Source organism: Hahella sp. HN01 (assembly GCF_018986435.1).
In the GTDB taxonomy this organism is placed as follows: Bacteria; Pseudomonadota; Gammaproteobacteria; order Pseudomonadales; family Oleiphilaceae; genus Hahella.
Window position 1 is genome coordinate 1 of the sequence record NZ_JAHMIN010000015.1, and the last position, 23,027, is coordinate 23,027.

The 23,027-nt window shown below is 51.3% G+C and carries 24 protein-coding genes and 2 pseudogenes; 14 read left to right on the forward strand and 12 right to left on the reverse strand.

Annotated elements, in window-relative coordinates; translation table 11 throughout:
• The 3 genes and pseudogenes from KP814_RS15445 to KP814_RS32820 all read left to right on the forward strand — a co-directional run.
• Positions 1–127, forward strand: a pseudogene (locus tag KP814_RS15445) (ISAs1 family transposase); the annotation flags it as partial.
• A 43-nt stretch (positions 128–170) separates the two neighbouring features.
• A pseudogene (locus KP814_RS33420) lies at positions 171–341 on the forward strand (3'-5' exonuclease); the annotation flags it as partial.
• Positions 342–617: 276 nt separating this feature from the next.
• Positions 618–809: a hypothetical protein gene (locus tag KP814_RS32820; protein WP_253938410.1), complete on the forward strand. Its 192-nt coding sequence runs from the start codon at positions 618–620 to the stop codon at positions 807–809.
• Positions 810–872: 63 nt separating this feature from the next.
• On the opposite strand, the gene KP814_RS15455 is transcribed toward KP814_RS32820, so the two are convergent.
• Both KP814_RS15455 and KP814_RS15460 read right to left on the reverse strand, forming a co-directional pair.
• Positions 873–2,477 (reverse strand): ATP-binding protein, encoded by a 1,605-nt coding sequence (locus KP814_RS15455; protein ID WP_216737604.1) that lies wholly within the window; start codon positions 2,475–2,477, stop codon positions 873–875.
• A gap of 2 nt (positions 2,478–2,479) precedes the next feature.
• Positions 2,480–3,238, reverse strand: a complete 759-nt coding sequence (locus tag KP814_RS15460) for a response regulator (protein WP_216737605.1) — start codon at positions 3,236–3,238, stop codon at positions 2,480–2,482.
• A 292-nt stretch (positions 3,239–3,530) separates the two neighbouring features.
• Between KP814_RS15460 and KP814_RS15465 the strand changes: the two genes are divergently transcribed.
• The 4 genes from KP814_RS15465 (at position 3,531) to KP814_RS15480 (ending at position 5,773) form a co-directional block, all read left to right on the forward strand.
• Positions 3,531–4,034: a phage tail protein gene (locus KP814_RS15465; RefSeq protein WP_216737606.1), complete on the forward strand. Its 504-nt coding sequence runs from the start codon at positions 3,531–3,533 to the stop codon at positions 4,032–4,034.
• A gap of 50 nt (positions 4,035–4,084) precedes the next feature.
• Positions 4,085–4,612, forward strand: coding sequence for a phage tail protein (locus KP814_RS15470; RefSeq protein WP_216737607.1), 528 nt, complete (start codon positions 4,085–4,087; stop codon positions 4,610–4,612).
• A 73-nt stretch (positions 4,613–4,685) separates the two neighbouring features.
• Positions 4,686–5,219, forward strand: coding sequence for a phage tail protein (locus tag KP814_RS15475; protein ID WP_216737608.1), 534 nt, complete (start codon positions 4,686–4,688; stop codon positions 5,217–5,219).
• A gap of 17 nt (positions 5,220–5,236) precedes the next feature.
• Positions 5,237–5,773 carry a phage tail protein gene (locus KP814_RS15480; protein WP_216737609.1) on the forward strand — a complete coding sequence of 179 codons (537 nt, stop codon included), beginning with the start codon at positions 5,237–5,239 and terminating at the stop codon, positions 5,771–5,773.
• 55 nt (positions 5,774–5,828) lie between these two features.
• On the opposite strand, the gene KP814_RS15485 is transcribed toward KP814_RS15480, so the two are convergent.
• Positions 5,829–6,131 carry a hypothetical protein gene (locus KP814_RS15485; RefSeq protein ID WP_216737610.1) on the reverse strand — a complete coding sequence of 101 codons (303 nt, stop codon included), beginning with the start codon at positions 6,129–6,131 and terminating at the stop codon, positions 5,829–5,831.
• A 294-nt stretch (positions 6,132–6,425) separates the two neighbouring features.
• Here KP814_RS15485 and KP814_RS15490 point away from each other — a divergent pair, with 294 nt between their 5' ends.
• Both KP814_RS15490 and KP814_RS15495 read left to right on the forward strand, forming a co-directional pair.
• The gene (locus KP814_RS15490) at positions 6,426–6,710 is read left to right on the forward strand and encodes a PqqD family protein (RefSeq protein WP_216737611.1); all 285 of its coding nucleotides are present in this window, start codon (positions 6,426–6,428) and stop codon (positions 6,708–6,710) included.
• A 74-nt stretch (positions 6,711–6,784) separates the two neighbouring features.
• Positions 6,785–6,922: a hypothetical protein gene (locus tag KP814_RS15495; protein WP_216737612.1), complete on the forward strand. Its 138-nt coding sequence runs from the start codon at positions 6,785–6,787 to the stop codon at positions 6,920–6,922.
• 17 nt (positions 6,923–6,939) lie between these two features.
• On the opposite strand, the gene KP814_RS15500 is transcribed toward KP814_RS15495, so the two are convergent.
• A complete protein-coding gene (locus tag KP814_RS15500; RefSeq protein WP_216737613.1) occupies positions 6,940–7,842 on the reverse strand; it encodes a hypothetical protein in 903 nt (300 codons plus the stop codon).
• Between the two features lie 191 nt (positions 7,843–8,033).
• Between KP814_RS15500 and KP814_RS15505 the strand changes: the two genes are divergently transcribed.
• A complete protein-coding gene (locus tag KP814_RS15505; protein WP_216737614.1) occupies positions 8,034–8,873 on the forward strand; it encodes a 2OG-Fe(II) oxygenase in 840 nt (279 codons plus the stop codon).
• Positions 8,870–10,762, forward strand: a complete 1,893-nt coding sequence (locus KP814_RS15510) for an asparagine synthase-related protein (RefSeq protein WP_216737615.1) — start codon at positions 8,870–8,872, stop codon at positions 10,760–10,762. Before KP814_RS15505 ends, KP814_RS15510 begins: the two co-directional genes overlap by 4 nt.
• A gap of 16 nt (positions 10,763–10,778) precedes the next feature.
• Here the strand turns inward: KP814_RS15510 and KP814_RS15515 are convergent, their stop codons facing one another.
• From KP814_RS15515 to KP814_RS15525, 3 genes are read right to left on the reverse strand one after another with little or no spacing between them, the layout of a single operon-like run.
• A complete protein-coding gene (locus KP814_RS15515) occupies positions 10,779–12,518 on the reverse strand; it encodes an ABC transporter ATP-binding protein (RefSeq protein ID WP_216737616.1) in 1,740 nt (579 codons plus the stop codon).
• A gap of 18 nt (positions 12,519–12,536) precedes the next feature.
• Positions 12,537–13,730, reverse strand: coding sequence for a nucleotidyltransferase family protein (locus KP814_RS15520; RefSeq protein ID WP_216737617.1), 1,194 nt, complete (start codon positions 13,728–13,730; stop codon positions 12,537–12,539).
• Positions 13,727–14,242, reverse strand: a complete 516-nt coding sequence (locus KP814_RS15525; RefSeq protein ID WP_216737618.1) for a GNAT family N-acetyltransferase — start codon at positions 14,240–14,242, stop codon at positions 13,727–13,729. Before KP814_RS15525 ends, KP814_RS15520 begins: the two co-directional genes overlap by 4 nt.
• 233 nt (positions 14,243–14,475) lie before the next feature.
• On the opposite strand from KP814_RS15525, the gene KP814_RS15530 reads away from it, so the two are divergent.
• Complete coding sequence (locus KP814_RS15530; RefSeq protein ID WP_216737619.1) at positions 14,476–15,171, forward strand: 2OG-Fe(II) oxygenase; 696 nt, start codon at positions 14,476–14,478, stop codon at positions 15,169–15,171.
• Here the strand turns inward: KP814_RS15530 and KP814_RS15535 are convergent.
• The 5 genes from KP814_RS15535 to KP814_RS15555 all read right to left on the reverse strand — a co-directional run bounded on the left by KP814_RS15535 (position 15,155) and on the right by KP814_RS15555 (position 20,252).
• A complete protein-coding gene (locus tag KP814_RS15535; RefSeq protein WP_216737620.1) occupies positions 15,155–16,300 on the reverse strand; it encodes a hypothetical protein in 1,146 nt (381 codons plus the stop codon). The genes KP814_RS15530 and KP814_RS15535 overlap by 17 nt on opposite strands.
• Positions 16,293–17,609 (reverse strand): class I SAM-dependent methyltransferase, encoded by a 1,317-nt coding sequence (locus KP814_RS15540; RefSeq protein WP_216737621.1) that lies wholly within the window; start codon positions 17,607–17,609, stop codon positions 16,293–16,295. Before KP814_RS15540 ends, KP814_RS15535 begins: the two co-directional genes overlap by 8 nt.
• 35 nt (positions 17,610–17,644) lie before the next feature.
• The gene (locus tag KP814_RS15545; protein ID WP_216737622.1) at positions 17,645–18,766 is read right to left on the reverse strand and encodes a phytanoyl-CoA dioxygenase family protein; all 1,122 of its coding nucleotides are present in this window, start codon (positions 18,764–18,766) and stop codon (positions 17,645–17,647) included.
• Positions 18,750–19,370 (reverse strand): aspartyl/asparaginyl beta-hydroxylase domain-containing protein, encoded by a 621-nt coding sequence (locus KP814_RS15550; protein ID WP_216737623.1) that lies wholly within the window; start codon positions 19,368–19,370, stop codon positions 18,750–18,752. The genes KP814_RS15545 and KP814_RS15550 overlap by 17 nt, the downstream gene beginning before the upstream one ends.
• Before the next feature lie 144 nt (positions 19,371–19,514).
• The gene (locus KP814_RS15555) at positions 19,515–20,252 is read right to left on the reverse strand and encodes an aspartyl/asparaginyl beta-hydroxylase domain-containing protein (RefSeq protein WP_216737624.1); all 738 of its coding nucleotides are present in this window, start codon (positions 20,250–20,252) and stop codon (positions 19,515–19,517) included.
• A 599-nt stretch (positions 20,253–20,851) separates the two neighbouring features.
• On the opposite strand from KP814_RS15555, the gene KP814_RS15560 reads away from it, so the two are divergent.
• Positions 20,852–21,859, forward strand: a complete 1,008-nt coding sequence (locus KP814_RS15560) for a carbohydrate porin (protein WP_216737625.1) — start codon at positions 20,852–20,854, stop codon at positions 21,857–21,859.
• Between the two features lie 287 nt (positions 21,860–22,146).
• Positions 22,147–22,992, forward strand: a complete 846-nt coding sequence (locus KP814_RS15565; protein ID WP_216737626.1) for a hypothetical protein — start codon at positions 22,147–22,149, stop codon at positions 22,990–22,992.
• Positions 22,993–23,027: the final 35 nt, after the last annotated feature.

Genomic DNA, 23,027 nt, shown 5'->3' on the forward strand with positions numbered 1-23,027 from the left:
ACATATGGCGTTGAATTTATTGAAGAATGAGAAGACGGACAAAGGAGGTATAAAAACTAAGAGGCTACGAGCGGGCTGGGACCATGGTTACTTAAAAAAAGTGCTATCGGGTCTGGCTACTATGTAGCCACATAGTGCGATTTGCCTGAGATAGAAGCTTATCGGAAAACAGCATTTTTCTTTCGGATCTAGGACAAACAAAAGGGTTTGAGTTTGACATTGTTATTGTCATAAACACATGCAATGGAGTGATACCAAACAGAAGACTTCCTGAAAAAGAGCACTATAGAGAATTATCACATATTTATGTTTCTCTGACTCGCGCCAAATCTCAGCTAGTTATTAGCTTCCACGGAGAGCCTTCCTTTCTTCTCAAAGACATCGACGATAGCATATATCGTGCAAGCTGGAAGGAATACATAGATTACCCCCCTAGACGTGTAGACCTACCTAAACATCTGGACCAAATTCGCGAGAAAGAGCACAGTATAAAACCATTAGTATTCATGACTGGAGAGGAGATACTCTATCAATCATTTACCTTGGACATATCGCCTTTACTAATCGACAAATTAAGAAATCTTATTTCTGGAAGACCCTTAAACAGAGAAGGAACCATGGTTGAGTGGAGAAATATAGGATCTGCATTTGAATCATGCCAAAGCAAAGCAGGATCTCGCCGTCAATTTGGACCAGAAGGGATAAAAGAGTTTTATAATCTTTGTGACGCTTTAGAAATCAAAAGACATTTAAATGATTACTCTATCAATGAAATATATAGCGGCGTAATTCCTGATAAAGAAAGATAATACTTATTAAATTATCGTAAATAGATTTACAACCCTAAAATCACCAATATCTCCCGTTTCTACTTATTTACCGCAAACACGTTGTGCCGGCCAGGAAACCTCAATTGCGGCGCCGCCCAGCGGGGAGTCGCCGACGGTGACGTCGCCCTGGTGCCATTGCGCGATCTGACTGACGATAGCCAGTCCGAGGCCGTGTCCGCCGGATGACGCGCGTTCGGCGTTGCCCAATTGCGCGAAGGGCTGCAGGATGGTCTCCCGTTCAGCCAGGGGAATGCCTAGACCGTCATCCTCCACCTTTAAACGACAGAGTGCGCCGTCGCGACGCAGGCTGACCCGCACGCGGGACTGCGCATAGCGGGAGGCGTTATCCAGCAGGTTATGCAACACCCGACCGATGGCGCGTGAGTCCGCCCATATGCGGGCGCCACGCAGGGTCTCGTCACAGACAAACTCGCAGGCCAGGTCACTGCGTTCAGGCTGATGCAAATCCACTTCTTCCTCCACCAGGGCCGCCAGGTCAATCTCGCTGAAGTGATTGATGTCGATGGCGCGACTGTAGCGTGAGTGGGTGAGTAGTTGATTGATCAGGTAATCCAATGAGTCGATGCTGGCGTGGATGCTTTTGCGATATCGCTCCTGCTCTTCCGCCGTGCAATCCTCCGACTCCAGAATTTCCACCGCGAAGCGCAGCCGCGCCAACGGGGTGCGAAGATCATGAGCGACGGCGTTGGTCAGCTGTTGATGCGAGCGCACCAGCTTCTGAATACTGTCCGCCATGGCGTTGAATGATCGCCCCAGACGTGCGGCGACAGAGCCTTTACGCAGCGACACGCGATGCTCCAGCCGGCCCTGCCCAAACTCCGACGCCGTGCGGTCGAGCCGTTTTAGGTCCCGCCACAAGGGCGTCAGCCAGGATAATAAGCCCAACGCAGTGGCTAACAATATCGCGGCGAACACCGTCACCAAATAAGAAAGAACCACCCCGCCGGGCGAAGGCGTTGGCCCCGCCGACAGGACTTTGTCGCTATCGCCAATACGGTAGTAAAACAGGGTTTCATCGTCGTCGGTGGTGATCCAGGCGTAGCCTTTTTGCATCAGCGCCTCTTGTTTCTCCGCCGATATGTCCAGCTCAGCCAGCGCCAGCATCTCCAGCGGAAAACGAAACTCCGCCTGCAACTGCGTCAGTAATTGCGGCCACTGCGCTTCCGGCGCTTTCGCAAACATGTCGCCCAACAAAAACAGAGTACCTTTGGCGCTGCGCAGCGTCTCTTCGTCATCCGTCTCATCCAGCACCATTTCAACCACCCAGTCGCTGTCGCCGACCCTGCGCCAGAGCACGTCGGTATCCGCCTCTGCATAGACATAACCGCCTTCTCGCAAGGTATCGCCGTACTGCGTTTGCGTGAGTAGTTCCGCCAAGGGCGTCAACCGCAATCGATAGCCGAAATGGTTATCCAGCGACGCCACTCTGTCCTGCCAGGCGCTCTGCGGCCGCTCCGCCAAATCACGGTCAATCAGGAAAAATGTGCCGTTATAGGTGTTAACGAAGTAATTAAGGAGAATGCGGTTTTTGATGTAATGAACAGGATTATAGGATTCCACCGTCAGCAGCAGCCCGACCGGCAAGACAATGACGATCACCAGTCGCAACAGGGTTCTTAACATCATCCTCAACGGCCTCCAGCCAGGTCTGGATCAGTGCATAGCTGATAGCCTTTGCCCCGAATCGTCTTGATGATGTCCTGCCCTGCTCCGCCGTCTTGCAGCTTCTTCCGTAAACGGGAGATGCGTCGGTCTATGGAGCGGTCCAAACCGTCGTAATCGAAGCCGCGTAATTCCTGAATGATAAAGTCGCGGTCCACCACTTCGCCCAGCGACCTCGCCAGCAACAATAACAGTTCGAATTCCGCCGTGGTGAGCTCCACCGAACGATCGCCCAGCCTGACAACGCGGTTGCGCAGATCGATGGTCAACGCGCCGGCGCTGATCACGCTTTTATCCTGGGTCGCCGTTGCAACGCCCTCGTTGCTTCCCGTGTGCTCCAGCCGTCGCAACAGCGCGCGAATGCGGCTAAGCAGTAACCGCGGCTGCACCGGCTTGACGATATAGTCGTCCGCGCCAAGCTCCAATCCCAGCATTTGGTCCATATCCTCATCCAGCGCCGTCAGCATGAGAATAAAGCCGTTATAGTCCAGCCGCGCCTGCCGACACACATCCATGCCCGACAGCCCGGGCAGCATCACGTCCAGAATCACCAGCGCCGGACGCTGCGTCTGAATTTCCCGTACCGCATCCAGCCCGTTGGCGACAATCGCCACCTGGAAGCCATTCTTAGTCAGGTAATCCTGAATCAAGGAAGCCAGCTCCTGGTCATCCTCCACCAGCAGCAAGCGATGATTGTGAGCGCAGTTCGAAAATACGGGTGTCATGATGGGAGAGCGTCGCCTTAACCAACAGGATCAGGGGAAATTCGCTCAGTGTAGAAAAAAATGCGACGGGAGAATACCTGCCTGTGTAGCAGGTTTGTGACAGTTTGGGACAGTCCGACTGTTAAAGATGGGCCCGCCTTGCTGTACAAAAAAAGGTCTACTAGGCTTCTGTATACGGCCCGCCTCCACAAGCGGACCTGTTTTGCTGTTGAGTATTCAAGCTGCATACCTTCCTAACCGGCGCTCCCAGGCTTCAGGTATGCGCGTACAAGGATCAAACAAGGAGCCGCTTATGGAACCCTATCTCGGTCAGATCAGCATGATGGCTTTTAACTTCCCTCCTAAAGACTGGGCTTTTTGCAATGGAGCCTTACAAACCATTTCGCAAAACCCAGCTTTATACTCTCTATTTGGAACAGCTTTCGGCGGTAACGGAAACACCACATTCGCTTTACCTGATTTGCGTGGTCGAGCTCCCATACAAATAGACCCACAAAATGGAATTAATATGGGCGCTCAAGGAGGGTTTGAAACAGTCACCCTGATTCAAGATCAAATGCCGATTCACAGCCATCAGGTTTACGCCTCCAGCTTGGATGCCGATAAAGGAAGTCCTAGAGATAATAGAATTCTGGCGGCGACTCCAGATATCTATCGCCCCCTCACCTTACCGGTATCAATGTCGCCAAACGCAATCTCCGCTACAGGCGGCGGCCAAGCCCATCAGAATATGCAACCCTCACTGACGATCAATTTTTGTGTCGCTCTCAAGGGAGAATATCCCCAGAGAAACTAAGCGCTCCAACCACATTAAATTGAGTAATCTAATAACCAGGAGGGTTCACTATGTCGTATCCTTTTTTCGGTGAAATCAGAATGTTTGGGTATTCTTTCACCCCCGCTGGATGGGCGTTCTGTCAAGGACAACTCGCCAGCATTGCACAAAACCAAGCTCTTTTCGCAGTGATCACGACAGCTTTCGGCGGCGACGGGAGGACTACGATGGGCCTGCCTGATCTGCGCAGCAGGACTCCACTGCATGCGGGACAAGTCTCAGGACAGTACTACCCGTTTTCGCATCCTGGTGGCCAAGAGTACGTATCTCTGAGCACAACCCAAATGCCGTCACACAATCATCAACTAGTAGCCGCAGGCGCCGCCGGGACAAGTCCCGAACCCGCCAACCTGCTTTTCGCCTATCAAGCAGGAGACTTTCAACCAGATTACAAGCAAGACCCCTACCTCCCCCTCACCGCTATGGCGCCTTCCATGCTGACTGGCGCAGGGAAAGGGCTTCCCCATGAAAACAGACAGCCTTTTTTAGCCCTGAGATTTTGCATAGCTTTGGATGGCGTCTTCCCAACACGTAATTAGAGTGGAAATACATAGAGATACATCAACATATATTGGAGACAACCTCCGAGTTAGAGCATAAAGGAGAGCAGCCATGTCTGAATCATTTATTGGAGAAATCAGGATATTCGCGGGAAACTACGCTCCGTTCAATTGGACATTTTGTAACGGCCAGCTATTAACGATTGCACAAAATGAAGCGTTGTTCAGCGTAATTGGAGTAACTTTTGGGGGCGACGCTCGCACCAGCTTCGGACTACCCGATATGCGCGGCCGCATTCCTTTGAACTTTGGACAAGGTCCCGGGCTCACAGACAGAGCTTTCGGCAGTTCATTTGGAAGTTCAGAGGTCGTGTTAACCGAAGCGAATCTGCCGCCACATACCCATCTTCTACAAGCCTCAAATGAGGCCGTCACCGCCAATGTCAATCCGACAGGTCAGGCTACCGGCGTCACAGCAGTCCCATTCTACGCAGGGGTCAGCAACATGACCAACCTGGCGCCGGACGCTATCGGAAATACCGGTGGCCTTGACAACGGCCAAACAGCGGCTCACTACAACATGATGCCCTATTTAGCTTTGAACTTTATTCTTTCATTGAAAGGCTATTACCCATCCCGTAACTGATCAAAGGGAGAGCGGCTATGTCGGAACCATTTATTGCTGAAATTCGCTTACTTCCCTATACCTATGCCCCAAGGAACTGGGCCTACTGTGCAGGCCAGATCCTTCCTATTTCTCAAAATTCTGCGTTATTTGCTGTAACAGGGACCCTCTATGGCGGCGATGGCCGTGTAACCGTCGGCATTCCCGGCATGCTTGGAAGAACGCCGCTGCATAGCGGAGCGAGCGCCGGTCCCGGACAGCGGTTCTATCCTTTGGCCGAAAGGTATGGCGCGCCTGAAGTGGAGCTTGAGATAAGCCAAATCCCTTCTCACACTCATTCCCTCTTTGCCGCAACAACGCCCGGAGACAATACTGAACCACAAGATAGATTCTTCGCCTACCAACAGGGCGACTTCCAACCTGACTACAAGCAGGAGCCATTCGGCAGCCTGGCGGAGATGTCCGATCAAATGCTTGATAATTCAGGAGACAACCAACCCCACCCTAACATGCAGCCCTTTCTGGCGCTCCCCTTTTGTATTGCTTTAGATGGTGTGTTCCCAACTAGAAACTAGCTGTTCTAATCTGAGAAGGGCGCTCTACGCGCCCTATTGTTAAGACAAAGTATGCTCAACCACCTACTTTGTAACTGAACACTGACTCATACAGATAGCAGTCGTCTTTTTCCGCGACGGGTACAATAAAGATATCGTGCGCACCGCAGTTATCATTCTTAACTGCGCAGGTTTGTTGCTGCATCAAGCCTTTATCTTTTCCCGCTTTAAAAATCACCGAGAAGCTTTCAAAGCCGCCTCCCAGTTCTTTTTTATCCGACACTTCCACCAGGGTTAACTCCAAAGGCGGTTGGCTGGAATCATAAGTCGCGTAGAAAGTTTTATCTTGATTGGACTGAAACTGGTCATGGGTAAACATCGGCATCTCCCTGCTGAGTTCATAAGCTTTTTACACCAAACACACGCATCTAACCCTGCATGCTCCTATAGAGTATAGACAACAGCCGAGCGACTGATAGAGGCGGGTATGAATATCCACGTTAGGGACAACATCTCCACCACTAATACATCGCCGCGAGCCTTCCTTGCTTGCTAACCTGTTAACTTGATAAATCAAAAGGTTCAGGTCTATGCTGAAGAAGCTGCTGTACCTTCTCCGAGCGGCCCACATGCTGTAAGTGGATCTCCTGCTAACCTAATATGGAGGAAACACATGGAAGCCATCACAAGGGACGATGTGGTCATGCAAAGCGACAAACAGGTTTCCTGCTCTGTCGATCAAGGCATTGTCGTTATGAACGTCAATGCTGGCGAGTTCTACGATTTGAACCATTCCGCGTCCGATGTCTGGAGGCTACTGGACCCCCCTACAAAAGTGTCGACATTGTGTGATCGCCTTTGCGAAAGATATAACGTCGACTTCGAGCGCTGTGAAAAGGATGTGCTAAACCTGCTCAATCGTCTGCGGGAAAAAGGCGTCATCAAAGCGCAAAAATGAAACTCTAAAAGAACAACCTTCACGTCTCGCCTGCGGTATGGCCAGATTTAATTTTTATAAAGGGTATTTACACTATGGATCAGGAAAACGAAGAAACTAAAGCTACTGAAGAATGGGAAACACCTGACTTCACTGTCATGGACGCTAATCAGGCCGAGAACCTACCTGGTGACGGACTTGATGGAGGGTTTGGCGGAGACTCACGCTCCTAACCCCGGCCAGGCGTCACTCAAGCTGTAGACGCCTCTAGTTCCTGCGCTGCAAGCATGTCCACAATATTTATAGCTTCCGACATCAATTTGGGGCGCTGCAAAGAATAAACAGACGTGACGCCAGCAAGAGCCGCGCATGCATTCAATATTGTTCGCCGCTGCTCAAGCGAGACCAGAAACACCTTTCTGAAGCAATGTTCAAATAATCCGGCTATCGCCTCTTGTGGCGTGAGCCGTTGCAGTGATAGCTCCTTCCCTTCCGTCAAGATGTAGACACTTTGCACGAACGCTTTTTTTAAAGAGAAGTTGCAACGCGCCGGGTAGCAATGTTTAACTCTGGTTTTAAAGGGTAAACGGGGATGATTCTCAGGCGTTTCCCCCATTGCCAGCAATATTTCGGGCGACAGTTTAAGTCTCGGAAAGCCAGGGCATAAGCTAACGTTATACCCCTCTAACGTTAATGGACATATATCATCACTCAAGAGCTCGTGGCCCCGATGATAGAAAAGCCCCGCCATGCTGGATTTTCCGGCGGTCTTGTTACCGCAAAACACCAAGGCGCGCCCACTTGGCAAGCGTACAGCGGAAGCATGCAACACCAAACACTTACGCCATTGCAATATCGCTCCTAAGCACGACCCAAGCACATGAGCATAAATACTCCAGGATTGAGAAGACTCCCCAGGTGTAATGACTATGCGCCAGGGGCGCACCCAGAAACGCCCACCGTCTTCATCGTCAAAGATAAGTACTTCGCTTTCATTAGCCTGATAGCGTTTTCCTTGCTTCGCCACCTTATCCAGTCGCGTTGGGGCCTCTCCAAAAACGACCGTTAAATCAGATCCATCTCCACCTTGTACAAGCCATGGAAACTCAAACTCCGTCTGCATTTGCAACCCATATACCTGGTAGTAGTACATGCAGTTTATTCCCTTGATTCTCACTTTATTAAGGTGAGGTTTAGACTACGCTTATAATTTAAAACAATGGCTACTACAGGTAGTTGAGCCATCAATAATAAAAATGTATAGCCGCAGATACGCCAGACCACAAGCTGGCTTCGGTCGCCGGTTGGTTCAGCGGATAAATAATCAAACAGGGAGTGAGTCCTATGGAAATGCTGGATCTGATTCAACTCGCCAGAACCTATATTTCATATGACGAATTGGAAAAAGCTAAATCCACGCTCACTCAGCATCTCCGCACCACCCCCAACTGCCAACACGCACATGATCTACTATTATCTATTTCCAGGGGTAGAGAGCAGGACATCGGCGTCATTTCTTGTCCTCATGTAATCATTCCTGACTTCTTACCTGCAGATCTTATTAATGAGTTTTTGGGCGCTGCACATATACACCTCTGTAAATTCGAAAAAGGTAGAGTTTCCGGCTACTCAGAGATAGCGCCAGAGGTAAGAAACAGCTTACGGCTGAAGGACCTTGAACTAGATAAAAAAATGGAGGCCTATTTTTCTCCACGCCTTCACAGAGAGCTATCCAGGTATTGTTCGCAGCTGGCCGTCGCCTTGTTCGAGATCAGTGAAATAGAGCTTAAGTTTTGCTGTTATCCCAATGGCGCTTACTTTCACACTCACCGCGACGATCAGGCCGCTTATAGTGATGATCCTGACAAACGCATTCCCTGCGGACGCAGAATCAGTTTCGCCTACTATTTTCATCGCCATCCACAAAGCTTTACGGGAGGAGAGTTACGACTTTACGCCACAGATAGACGGCACAATATCTTCTCACGCAACCGTATGGACGACATCTCCCCCCGGTTCAATACCCTGGTGCTTTTTCCAAGCGGTTTTTTTCACGAAGTCCTTAAAGTCTCTGAACCATCCGGAGACATTATGAATGGCAGATTCGCCATCAATGGCCATATTTGCGAAGCGCTCAGTCCCCAGGAGATTACCACAGGGGCAACGCAAGGAGTCGCTTCGTGAGTGGTATCGCGGGCTTATATCATGACAAAAGAATGGTTACTGACGCCGACATACAAGCCATGTCAGAAGCGATGTCCCACAGGGGACCCGACGGGAAAAATATTTGGCGACAGGCGCACATTGGCTTCTGCCACAATATGTTGCACACGACGCCAGAGTCATTGTTTGAAGCCTTACCAGCGGAGTCAAGCGACCGGCAGATTGTGATTACCGCAGACGCTCGCCTGGACAACCGGGAGGAGCTCGCCGCCGCATTGGGAATAAGTCGAAATGAGCTGCCACTGCTGTGTGATAGCCAACTGATTCTAGTAGCCTACCGTCATTGGGACTTAGCCTGTTTGGAGCATTTGCTGGGCGACTTCTGCTTCGCTATTTGGGATAAAGGCAGACGTCGTCTGTTTATCGCGATGGACCCGATGGGAACCCGGTCACTGCTCTATTTTCATTCCTCCGCCCTTTTTGCTTTCGCAACAGAAGCTAAAGCGTTGTTATCTGTGTCGGGAGTAGACAAAAAACTGGATGAGTTCGGATTCACCCTGCTTGCATCAGGTCGTAAACGGGAGGCGCCGGAGCGTACCTGTTTTAAAGGCCTAACCCGGCTTACCGGCGGCGAGTACCTATCTGTTTATCCTCCATCTCCTGCACAGGTAAATTGGAAGGTTGAGAAGCGCAGTTACTACAACCTTGAGCCAGAAATATTGAAGTTCAGGAGTCCAGAGGAGACGTTTGAGGCGTTTAGAGAGAAATTCAAACTGGCGCTAACCTGCCGAATGCGCAGCGCCTTTCCAGTAGCAACTCTACTAAGCGGCGGCCTGGATTCTTCCGCTATCAGTTGCATGGCCGCTGACCTGCGAGATAACTTATCCCATCCCCTTTTTGCGCTGTCGTCCTGTCTGACCGATCAAGATCCTGAGCAGGATGAAAGAAAATTTATTAATATCGTTGCGCAGCAAAAGCAGTTGCCAGTTCACTACGTATCGCCCACGTCCGGTCCCGCCGCGTTACTGCATCAGGTGCACGACATGACTGGCCTTCCCGTTAACCTCAATCCACATGTCTATACAACGCTCTACGCCAAAGCGCAGAGTGAAGGCGCGCGCATTGTGATGGATGGCGTTGGCGGCGAGTGGGGGCCCAGCTGGACAGGGGAAGGTTATTTGCCGTATTTGCTTCAACAACTGCATTGGGAAAAACTGAAAGAAGCTGTCTTCAGTTTGTCTCAAAACTATTCCCAACCTCCTCACAGGGTATTCCGGAACGAAGTTCTAGCTCCATTAGAGCCCAGACTCCTCCGCCATATACGACATCAAATGAGAGGGTGCTCAGTAGAGGAAAACAGGCTTCCCCTGACTAACCGACTCCATGAACAGCATTCGGCTCCACCACCCGGGGCACGCCCATTCAGCAAATCGTCTCTGGGCAAACGGCTAAATATCATACTTGGAGGGCGCACGCCTAAAGAATGGTATTCGCCACACTTTCATGTTCGCAACACCTTCCCTTATTTGGATGAACGGGTATTAAAGTTTTGCCTGGGACTGTCGGACGAATGGTTCATACAGAAAGGCTGGCGCCGTTATTTTATTCGCGCCGCGATGGAAAAAACGCTTCCTTCAGAAATTCAATGGCGTAGAGATAAAAGACCTTTCTCCCCAAATTATCACAGGCTGATGCAGACTGACGCCCTTGTCTACGAGAGCATTGTTCAGGACGTCTCTCCATCAGATCCGGTGAGAGACTATATTGATGTTGAAAGAATCAAGCGCACGATAAAAGAGCTCAATCAACGCCCATCATGGGCCCCCTACAACGGCGTCGACTTGGCGCGAAAAGTGGTGGATTTCGGGGTGCAGTGCCTGGTGTTCCTACGCTGGTTTCAACGACTGTAGTGTACGAAGCGTTCTCTTATTGGATGCTTTGCAGCTCATGAGATGAAACTCTGCGACTCTGAACTTCGCCGCTTTCCATATGTACGACAAAATCCGCACAGGACAGCAACGCTTTTCGATGGGTGATGATGAGCACTGTAGTCATTTTTTTCAGTTCGCAAATAGCCTCAATAATTACAGTTTCATTCTCCTCATCCAAAGCGCTGCTAACTTCATCCAGAATAAGTAAAGATGGTTTCCTCAATAGTGCTCTGGCCATTGCAAGACGCTGCTTTTCACCTCCAGATAACAAGTCGCCACGTTCACCAATAAGAGTATCTATGCCTTGAGGCAACGCTCTGACAAACTGCTCCGCCGACACACTTCGCAATGCCGCCCAAAGTTCATCTTCCTCAGTTTCGGGCGCAGCCCAAAGCAAATTCTCACGCACGCTCTTGTTAAACAAGAAACTCTCCTGCGTCACATAGCTAACCGAGTGGCTCCATTGCGCAATCTCTTGCTCGGTTAGTTCTTTCCCATCAATGAGCACCTGTCCATTGGACGGCGCAGCCAGTCCTGACAGAATATCCGCAGCGGTGGTTTTTCCAGAGCCGGAAGGCCCAAGCATGGCCGTAATGCTGTTAACAGGTAAAGTAATTGAAAAGTCACAGAACGCGTATTTCCCTGGCGTCGACGGGTAAGAAAAGCTCACACGTTCAAGACGAACGCTTCGCATCGCCACTATAGGTTCCACTGCTAAGTTCTTATCCGAAACGGACTCGTCTGCATCACTGTTTAATATACCCACCACTTCAATATACGAAGGCAAGATATTGAGAATCTGCTGATATCGATAAGAGATATCCTTCAAGATTGGCGCGAATCGGGAAAAAAGAAAAAGCAGCACGATAAATTCAGCCGCTGGAAGCTTCACCCACCTAATAAAAAAGTAACAGAGTCCAACCACACAAACGGCGATGAGTACTTCATAGTACAGGGCGACTAATGCGCTGATTTTCTTGAACCTCAATAATGTTTCGCCCAAGCGCCGGCTTTTCTCTTCCAGGTCGCCACCAGTGCGCCTTTCCTGCTTAAACGCCTTTACAACTTTCATTCCTTGCATATATTCGCTTACCGCAGAGAAATAAGCTTGGCGCAGCGCCTTCCCTTCATCTCCATTGCGAAGACTCAAGCGATTCAAACAGCGTGCCCCCCCGTAGATCCCGGCGCCACTTGCTAAAGCCACCAGGGTCAGGCTGGGAGACGTAAGATAAGACACCATGCTGTACACACCTAGCACGCAGCTCAAAGAAGCAAGCTGAATGAGCAAAAGAGATATTTGCGAAGCTCTATCCACCTCATGATTTAATAGCTGAGCTAAATGAGAGGCTCGATACTGAATGAAGCGCAGCCATGAAAAAGCCAATATTTTCGCTGTCAGCCGCTCTCTGAGGCTGACAGTAAGCTCAGTCTGCAGTCTTGCAGCAAGAGTCTGCTGGAAGTATTTAAGCGTAGAGTGAATAGCAATAATCACAATGAAGATAATCAATGCTTCGTTCAGTTCCAACTTAGAACCTAACCAACTCCATTGAGACCCCAACTCATACCCGGCGTCTACTCCCGCCAGGGTCAATAGCGGAATCAGCGCCAACAGGCCAATCCCCTTAACCAAAGCCAGAGCAAAAAGCAGCGTCGTGAGCAAAGCGATTCCGCGCTTGTCGTAACGCCACGACATCAAAACGTATGAGAAAAGAGTTTCTTTAATGTCCTGTTTCAAACCTCAGCCCTTTGAATGCTAGTCCACCCAGACTCTTTTCCTGGAAAAAAAGTATCTCCAACTCCACAAAAATGGCCGCAGCAGGTAGTAGCAAGGAAACATCCATCTGGGAAGCTCAAGAAGCGCGATATCATTAGCCGAGATGCGGAAAAACTGAGTCAGATGGCGCATCAAATACTTTTGCCTGAATGAAAAGAAACATAGCAGCACATACTGCTCGACAGGGCTTAGATAAACTTGACGCCGATTCGCGCGCTCCCACCTGGAGCACAGCAAGCGCACGAACGGACTATTCTTTGCGAGTGTTTCCTGCGCCGCAGGCAACGCAGAAAACAATAACTTTTGAGCCATTATCATTGCAGCAAGAACGGGTTGTTCAACTCCCCATCGACAAGCTTTATCCATGACTAAGTCGAGGTCGACCTCTCCCCGGGATAAGTAGGCGTCGATATCAGACAGCCAGCTTAATCTGGCCCAACATGATCTGGCCCCATGCATCGCCAAATAAATAAACTCATCTTCAGCGTCCAGGCAAACATGTCCGGGATCGTTTTTTTGACAAGGATAATCTAGCTCAAATAATCCCTCCCCCAGTTCAGAAAGTACATATTCGTTATCGTCCAAACGCATATGCAGCTCAAGGAAAATACCTTTTGAGTCATTGTGAAAAATGAAATCTTTATTGCTCTTAAGGTAAGCTTCCACCACAAGGGGTGAAGCACTCTCAGCTGGAGTGACCCGGCGATACCCCCTCTCCGTCAATAGACGCCCTATCAACGCAACATGCTCACGCGGCGCCAATATATCCAGATCACGGCATTCTCTAAGCGAAGCGTCCCGATATAGTCTCTCTGACAAAGCCGGTCCTTTTAAGCAAATAAAAGGCAATCCGTTGGTTTGCAAGAGCCCGCCAATTCTTTCAAGTTCAGCGTAATGCTTGAGGTTACGCAGCCTCGCTTCCCGCACCATCAGGCGGATTTTTTTACGGACTCCATCTGGAACCAACTCGCCAGCCGCGTTTAACTTTCGCCACACTAATGGCGTTACCCGGTGCCACCTTAACTGTTGTAAAAAATACTCCCAATCCCAGTGTTTAAGTTGTGAACAGGTCTCTTTAAGGGTCGACAACGGAACTTCGTCGTGAGCCAGACACGTACGCAATAAATGATAAGACGCATTAATATTTACCTGCTCTAACGCAGCTGCGGTCATACCATCACACGTTGCGCGATCTCGGGACGCCACATCATGCGTTCATAAGGCGGAGAGATGGATTCGGTGACAAATCCCAGCTTCAAGTAGAGTTTTTTCGCTTGGACGTTCTGCATCAGCACGCTGAGCGTCAGCGGCGCGCACACTTGGGCGGCGGCGGCTTGCAGGCTGCGAATGACTTCCTCTCCGAAGCCTTTGCCGCGCGCTTGCGGAATAAAGGCGATATCGATGACATGCACTTCGTTATGGCCGAAATCGATAGTGACTTTACCAATACGTTCGTGCTGCTTTTCAATAATGAAGTACATAGCGTTGGGAAACTGCGCGCCGTATCCTTGCTGCTGCGCCATGAATTGCATATCGATGATGGACTCGACAAAATCGCGCTCGCCGTCGATCAGGCGCAAATCTTCTCGTGTACTGTTATGAAGCTGCTCCAGAAACGCCTTATCGGAAGCGGTAGAGGGGCGGACAACCAGGCCCTGCCCTAATTTCACATCCTTCACTTTCATAATTCCTTTACCCCTTTTTTATTAGGTCCGGCCCACGAAATGAACCGGGATGCGCTCTCATCCATGCAACAAGTATAGCTCGGGCCTGAGTGATGCAAGGCTCGCTGCGTCATTGGATTCCACGACAAAGCGTCCTATGCTAGAAAACAGTCTTCCTGGACGATAATTTCCAGCTGTCGAGCCAGCAGAGGCGCCCGGATTAACAGGAAGCGGAAACGGCATAACGGAGCGACATGCAACAACTGGAACTCGCCTATTGGGTCGCAGAAGAACACTTAACGGCTTCCCGAGTTAATGAATACGCTGAGCGCTTCGCCGAGGATGGTCTGGTTTATCTGGATGGTTTCCTGCGGCGGGAAATCGCTGACAAGCTGGCCCACTTTGTCGCCCATGAAGCCTCATATTCGCCAGTGTACGGCGCGTATCAAAATGATATAAAAGTGTCCGCGCAAGAATGGGCGGAGCTCGACGATCAGCGACGTTTTTTTCACATGTCGCGCTATCAGGGCCCCAAACCGGAGTTCATGATGACGCCCGCCAGCTTGACGTATATGAGATTTCAACAGCGCCCGGTGCAATGCCTGTTCGCCCGCTACGCCGCCAGTCTGACGCCCAACCCGCCCAGGGAAATGCTGTGCCAGGATATGCTGTTGACCGCGCTGCGGGAGCAACAATACCTGCGCCCTCATACCGACAAGGGAACGGGCGTAACAAGGCATGTGTGCATCGTGTTTTACCTGTCGCCGGACTGGCTGGAGGAGGATGAAGGCGGACTCAATATTCAGACGCTACGAGGGGAAACGTTGACCCTGTCCGCCCTCTTTAACCGTTGCATTATCTTCAAGCCCAACCTGCTCCACAGTGTTGCGCCCTTCGCCAAATCCGCGAAGGGAAAGGTGCGTTACAGCCAGACTATCTGGTATGCCTAGATTCAAGTAAGCGAGTGTAGAGGCCGTCCAGCTTTTGGGAAATCATGCTCGCGTCTTGTGCTGAGAATACGCGGCGCTTGTCCTCGCTGTCCCCCTGAAAAGAGCGGCTTGGGTCTTTTGAGTATTGTCCCGCTCTGGTCTTCAGACGCTGCAGGTCATCCGCAGAGAAAGACACGCCAAAGTGATCTGCGATGCGGTTCTCCGCTGCATCTGGAAGCTCCGTATAGTCCACAACCAGTACAGAGCTATCCAGCGACTGCGCCATGCTGTTCATAAGCGCGCCCAATACCTCCATCTGGTAGGACAGCAATACGTCCGAAGCGGCGTCATCCACTTTCGCCACAAGATGAGACAACACAGACAAGTCTGTTGCCGCCATGTGCCTTCCGGCAAGCCTTTGATGAGACGCCAGTATTTCTTCTGGCCGCCGGATTACGAACACGGATGGCGTGTCGGGATAGAGCCGGCGCAGAAGCGGCCAGAAGCCAATATCCCAGGCGTTCCACTTCACAATCAGTTCCTGGTCGTCGCCGCCTCCCGCCAGCCCCTGGGCCGCCAGCAGAAAACGCAGGGCTTCCGCTTTTTGACTTTCCGTCAGCTCCTTATCCAGCAATAGTTCCGTCAATACGCTGGATTCTGAGATCACGCAGTGCGCGGGAGAGACGGCCAACAGGTTTGACGCCAGCGTCGAGCCGCAACGGGACAGATGAAAAATAAAGCCAGCGGGGCGTACTTCATTGAACAAATGGGAATGCCGGATCAGATACTCGATACCTGTAGCGGGTTTAATGATACTTCCAAAAATCGAGCGCGCCCTTTGCGTAGCGATGCGCTCATCCCAAAAAGGCGCCCAGTCTCGCGCGGTCGGCGCCACGCCCCATATCACCCGCTTGCGCGCCGCTACGTAGCGCACTGGCGTCCACTGGCGCAACAACAAAGGCAGTTCAGGCTCGACCTCCTCATTGTTACAGGCGATAAGCGCCGATAAAGGGTCGGATTCTCCTTGCTCTTCGACGTCGGAATAACGTTTTAGTGTGGCAAGTAAATCATCAAAATGACGGCAGGCCACACACTGGGCTAACGCCTCTTCTGATTCCAGTAGTCGCGAGTAAACCTCGCGACTATCCACGCAAAGCCTCCAGCTCATCCACCACTCTGGCGTTGATGGCGGACACCCGGTGAGCGCTGATATCGTCCTCTGAAGCCTCTTTAAACCACTGCTCGACATCCTGAAAGCGTCGACTCTGATATATCGTCGCCAGAGCCTTTTCCATCGGCGCGCCCAGCAGTTCAAACACTAACTGATCCAGCAGCCACTCTCGACTCCGAACCGCTTCATCCAGCTTACCTACCTTGGCGTGCGCGGCTTTCGACCATATCCGTTTGAGGTGATAAACGCCCAGCTCTCCCACTTCCAGACTGTCAGGCAAAGGAAGGTCCGCTGTCGCAGGACGACTGCGATAGAAGAACTCAAAGTCCGGGTAATCATTCAAGTGGTAGTGAAAATTAAGCGTACTGCCAGGAACCGGTCGTATATTTTTCTTGTATCTGGGCAAAGTCAGCTGCGACTGATTCTCCTGCAGACAATGATCGCCATAAATTCGTATGAACGTTGTGACCTTGAGATCCGTCATATTCTCTTCGCACTCAGGGATTAACAGAGAGCCCGAGAGACAGGAATCATCGCCAACATGAAGCGCCGACGCCAATGAACGATCCAGCGTAAGCAGCTCTCCCAGGTGGATATTCTTGCCGCTTTCGGAAGAATGCAGCCAGGCATCCAGCTGCACAGAGGCCGGAATCAACATACCATCCGGATTTAGAAACTGCTGCAAGTGAGAAAAGATCTTCACTTGCGGCTCCTGTTGCAACATATGCTTCATCGTCTCCGATAACAGAATGTCATAGGATTCGCCCGCAGGAGGCGTCCAGACAGTAGCGTCTGCGCAGACGATATGAGCGACCCGGTCCGAGACTTTCAGCAGAGAAATCACCTTCTGCAGCGCCTCCAGGGAAGCCTCATGGATATCCAGCAGCGTCACCCTCAGCCTGTCCGCGGGAAACAACGGAGCCAACGGCGCCAGTAGAAGTCCGAATGGCCCGGTTCCCGCATACAGCAGCTCCACCCTTTCCCGCCGCTGCAACACATCCTGTATCGCCTGATAGACGCCGGCCATGAATATTCGCGTGCGCTCAATATCCCAGGCGCATCTGCCGGCCTCCAGAGGCGAAATCGCCTTGCCGAACCCGGTCTGGGTAGACAAGTCTTCGTTATAACAGGAAGGATAGAGATCAATGCCCGTCACCGTCGCGAGGGCGCTGACTAAAGCATCCAAATGGGGTCTGGCGTCGCCAGCGGAGGTCGCTCCTAGCAACTTTTGCGTTGTATCAATAATGGTTTCAGCGCTTACGAGATTAGAGGTTCCAGCATCAGTCATCATCGCATTCCTTTTTATACGTTATTGGTGATGAACTATTTACGCAGCGTCGCCTCCGCACAGGGCAGCGGCGTCATGTTCAGATACTGCACGACACGCGGCGTCGCCGCCCTGTTAGGGCTCGCGCCGTGGGGAAGATAGTGGTGCCAGATGATCAGTGATCCAGCAGGCGCGGCGACATACTTGAGCTTCAAGTGGGAGAGATCTTGTTGATTCGGGTCTGCCCCCGGAGGCAACTGCTCCATCCAGTCAATCATTTGACGATGAAAACCGGGCGCGCAATGAAAAGCGCCCTGGTTCTCGGCGACGTCAGTGAGGTAGATAAGGCCTTGTGTACGCAACTCCGGCGCACGACTGAAGTCCACGTCCCAATGCAGCCGGGTTCCAAAAAACTGATAATGGGGCGTTTCCGGCGGATTAAACCCCGCCCGGTCAATCGAACACTGTAAGCTTTCCGTTCCCCAAATATCTGCAAATGCCTGGCGCATTTTTTCGGAAGAACGATTGGCGTCCAGCACAGGATCACGAAACAATTGCACCATGATGTTCTGCTGCCCCTGATGCGCTTGGCACCACGTCTCCGGTCGATCAGGGCTTTTCTGCAAAAAGCGATAGATCACGTCCACTGAGGCCTGACATTGCGCCTTATCCAGCACGTCTTCAACCACCAGGTATCCGTTCTCACGCCAGAACGCAACCTGACTCTCACTCAGAAACTTAGGCGCATCGCCACACAGCGGTCCCTCCAGGATTTCCCTGGCGTCCAGCGGTTGTGAGCACGACCCGGCCTGATAGTCGCCCAGAACTCGATTGATATCACGGATACGCGCTTTGCTGAAACCACTGGGGTTCTGTCGCAAGACCCAGTGTTCAAACTCGCTGAAGCTCGGCTGGCCGCCGTAAAGAAACCCCAGACATTGATCAAGCCCCAGCCCCAACAGATTCATCAGCGCCACGTCCGTTCGCCACTCCTCCTGTCGAAGCCGTTCTTCCAGCTTGCCGCATTTGTTCAGACGCGTCTTATGCCAAAGCCGCTTGAGACGGTGCACGCCCAGTTCTCCCACTTCTTCCGCAGGAGGCAGCGATTCGTATGTTTGTGAATGAGAGGGCGAGTCAGATGGCGGCGTTCCAGAACCTGCACTATGGGCATAGCTCATTAAAATACCTTCCTTGACAGGTTAACTGACTGGTCTCAATTTTCTCCCGCAACCACTCGTCCGCCACGCAGTCGATGACCAGATTGATGCGGTCACAGTCCCCCTGGTTGATGACGGTATGCGTTTGATCCACATTCAAATACCACAACTCTCCTTCCTGCATGGGAACGAGATGATCATTCACCCAGAATTCCAGCAGCTCATGACTTTCAATGGGAACATGCAGGCGGACTTCGCCGTGCTCAAGGGAAACCCCATGATCACGATGAGGCTTAATTTCCGCGCCGGGGCGCAAACGCATCAAGCGCACGGATTTAAGTGGACAGCGAAGTGACGCCAGCAGCCGTTGCAGACCTGGGCTCTGCTCCAGGACCGGCAGATCCACCCAGTCGTCGCAGCATTCTATGGCGAAGCCTTGCAGAATCGGATGGGCTTCGCGGTAGTGAGCGGGACAACGCAGCGGCATGACATCCCATTCACCGCTGTAGTCGCGTTGATTGACGTGGTTCAACCAGGGTAATTCGCGAATGCGTTGCAGATCGGCCTTCAAGGCGGGAAGGTCAACGCTGATATCAAGTCTGGCGAATGAAAGCGGATCAGTCATTCCCTGAGGTCCTTTATGTTTTGATTATTCGCGCCAATATCCTTTGCCCTGGCGCAAACAATGCCATGTACTCACTTAACCGCGCCTCAATGAAAACGCAGTTAACTGTCGCCTTGCAGAGACTGTTTAGCCGCCGGCGTCAAATTACGCCGGATAGCCGTAGTAAGCCCCCATGTCCGCGTCCACCTGCTCCAGCTTGGGCATGCGAGCGCGATTAATTTCCGTGTACAGCCAGTCGTTGAGAACACAGTCTATTTCCAAATAAACCGAGGCCTCGCCCCCTTCATTTTCCACCCATTGCGACAGCCCCGGATTGAAATACCAGACCTCGCCCTCCGCCATTTGCGCCGGCGTTTCGTTTACACGGAAGGTCAGTCCTTCGCTTAAGGAGATAGGAACCTGCAAACGCACCAGATCTTCCCTTCCCAGCGGGTTCAGGGACAGGTAATTAGCAATAGTGACTCCGGGATTCAGGCGCATGATTCTGGCGGACACCAGCGGACATTGCAGGTACTCAAATACGTCCCGCATCTCTCCTTTACGCAATGAAGCAGCCACTTCTGCGCCCGGCCACGTAGAGGCTATGCTTCCCCCTGACATTAACCCGTCTACAGGCAGCGCATCCCACCCGTCGTTGAAGTTACAGGCGCTGAAATTGCCTTCCCATAAAGCGAACAACAGCATTTCAAGGTCGCGCAATAAACCTCTTACGTCAAAGCTCGCAGGAAGACGCGCGCAGTAAACATCAGGGACAATTTGACGGCCGACTTCATTCATAATCCAACACCCTTGACTACCAGCCTGAAACAGAGAGGCGCCGCAGCCCAGACGCAAAGCGTCCTCCTGAAGCATCTCCCAGAACTTCACAAGCCGAAAAAGCATCCTATCCTTTCCTACTTCCTCCAGAAGCATTCAACTTGCTTAAAATATAGTCACAACTTTTCCAAAGTGAGAAGTGAGTCATGGAAACTTTTTGTTAAAAGCGCAAACCACAGGCTACCGCGTTTCAATAGCTTCGCAGGAAAGAAAAAAGCATTTTTAATACATGGAGTTACAACCGGACGCATATTGACGCCTATCGCCACGAATCCTTACATTGCAACGCCAATACGCCCAGACCTGGGCGTCAGCCGAAAAAGGAAGAAAAGTCAGAATCTTTCGAAATAAGCGGTTCGCGTATCAAAGATGATCGCCAAAGCCGCCCCCATGGGCCTCTTACGCCACTCGCTTTGCTAAACCAACGCACATTTACGATTTATCGTCATCAAATACCGGCCATATGGCCTACCAGGATCTTACTATTTCGTAATATTTCTTATTTTTCGCGTAAGCGGCGGGAAATTTCTCGTTTTAGGATGAGGCTACCTTAAGTTTTTCGGCCGCAATGCCGGTTAGATTTACCGATAGAGCGAATTAATCCGGAAAGCCGCGCCGCAGGCGCTTATCTCAAAAGAGAAAACAACAACAGGAAACTGGCATTTATGAATAATAAGTATTTCATGAAGACTTTGCCTCTGGCAGTCTCCCTTGCGCTGGGTATCTCACAAGCACACGCCGAATTTGGCATCGGCGCCAACATCGAGCTCGATACAGACATCATTGACGCTAAAGACAGCGACACCAAATTCGAGCAAGGCGGCCGTATCGAAGTGAATGTGACCGGCAAAACCGAACTCAATGGTTATTTTGTGGAAGGCAAGGGATCAGGCCTGTTGAAGAAAAATGGCGATACCGCCACCGACGATATGTGGGTGAAATTCGGTAACGAAACCTGGGACGTTCAGGCGGGCCGCTTCGAAGCCGTCAACCTGTTCCCTCTGGGTAAAGATACGGTTGTCGCGCATGCTGGCGACGGCAAAGGCGCAAGAGTGTATGAGGCCAATCTGGTGCGCGGTCGCGCAGGCGATAACGGCGGTCAGTTTGCGCTGCATGTCCGTCCCAGCTCTGCTCTGAGCTTCGAGTTAGCTTCAATCTGGGGCGACTCCGATGAAAACGGCAATAACGAAGAAGTCTTTTCCGGTCTGCGTCCCAGCGTGACGTTCACCGGTGAGATGTTCAGTCTGACTGCTGGATATGAAGTACTGAAATACGATCAGGAGACGACTTCTGGCGGAGTCACTACCAAAACTGAAATCGATAAGAGCGGCTTTGGTCTGACCGGAAACATCAGATTCAGCGGTGCAAGCATCAACTTGAACGCCGCTCGTGAAGATATCGAGGACGCAGGATCAGACATCACCGTCACCTCCTTCGGCGCCAACGTTACTTACGGCGCATTTGGTTTGGGCGCGGTGCACTCAATCAGCGACACTGGCGCTAAAGACGACCCAACCGTATCGACGCTGTATGTCGCGTATACGCTGCCTTTATTCAACATTGACAACGCCTCCATCACCTTCGCCGGCTCTACTTCCAGCGCAGACCATCTGGCGGGCGACACCGACGACGACCTCCACAAAATAAGGACTCGTATTAACTACACTTTCTAAGAAGAAAGGCCACTCTCGTTCCTTCCTTTCTGTGTTGATTGCGCCGCTTCCACGTGCGGCGCTTTTTTGCGTTTACGCATCTTTAGAGTGAAGTTGGAGGCGGCTCCGCTTCACGCTTTTTTGCGCCAGCGTTTAAGCCCTTCAAATCCACCGCCTTTACTGCGCCCATCATCGTCGTCTACGTAGTAGTACGGAGACTCATGGTTTTATTTCAGTAGCCCTGCGCATCCCGTCAAACCCAATCTGAAAGATATACTTTTCACCATACAGCGTTTTAGGGTCGCGCCATGGTCTTCTCAAAAGTGGTCAAACTCAACGATACCATTTACGACAAATACAAGATTAACGAGCTGGAGAACTCCTTAAGCAGTCTCCATCATATGGGTATGTTCCTGCTGCGCTCAAACAGCCAACTGGGGCGAATCATCGACTTGCTGGAGGATTACCAGGACACTCAGGATCCGTTACAGATAGCTGCTTCGGTGCAACGCGCACTGGCCCACAGTAACATTTCCTATGTCTTTAAAATTGCGCTACCTCACCACAGCTATGTTTTCAGCAGCGACTCTTTCGTCTCGTTCGCTCAGGAAAAAATTATTTCCCATTTATCGCAGCAAACCATTCGCATGATCCATCACGAGCACTACTGGGCCGTGATCTATCCGCACTTCACGCTGTGCGTCACGCTGACGGAAGAACAGCGGGACCAGTACATCGATAATCTATCGAGACTGGCCAGCGTGGTCAGCATGTTGATGGAGAAGCTCAGCACAGAAACACTGGCCAACCTGCAAGAAGAAAACCGAAGCCAGCAGAATGTCGAGCGCACGCTCGATCTGCTGGACGACATCATGGCCATTGAAAACACGCGCAGTGATTACACCGTCCAGATCGTCGCCGACCTGAAGTGGACTATCCAGAACGCCATTCTCAGTATGGGATTAAATGGAGATAAAGAACGACAGATCATGGGCGTCATCGGCCGCCTGCTCAATGAGTTTGAAGAGCAACAGGCGTCCTATCGATTGATAGAGAGCTACGTGCGCACCGCCAAGAAAAGCCTGACTGAATTAACCCAACACGGGGAAACGACTTACTCTGACCAACCAACCCCGCTAACCAGCGCGAACTGAGGCTCCCTCAGCAGGAATCTGCCTCACCGCCTCGG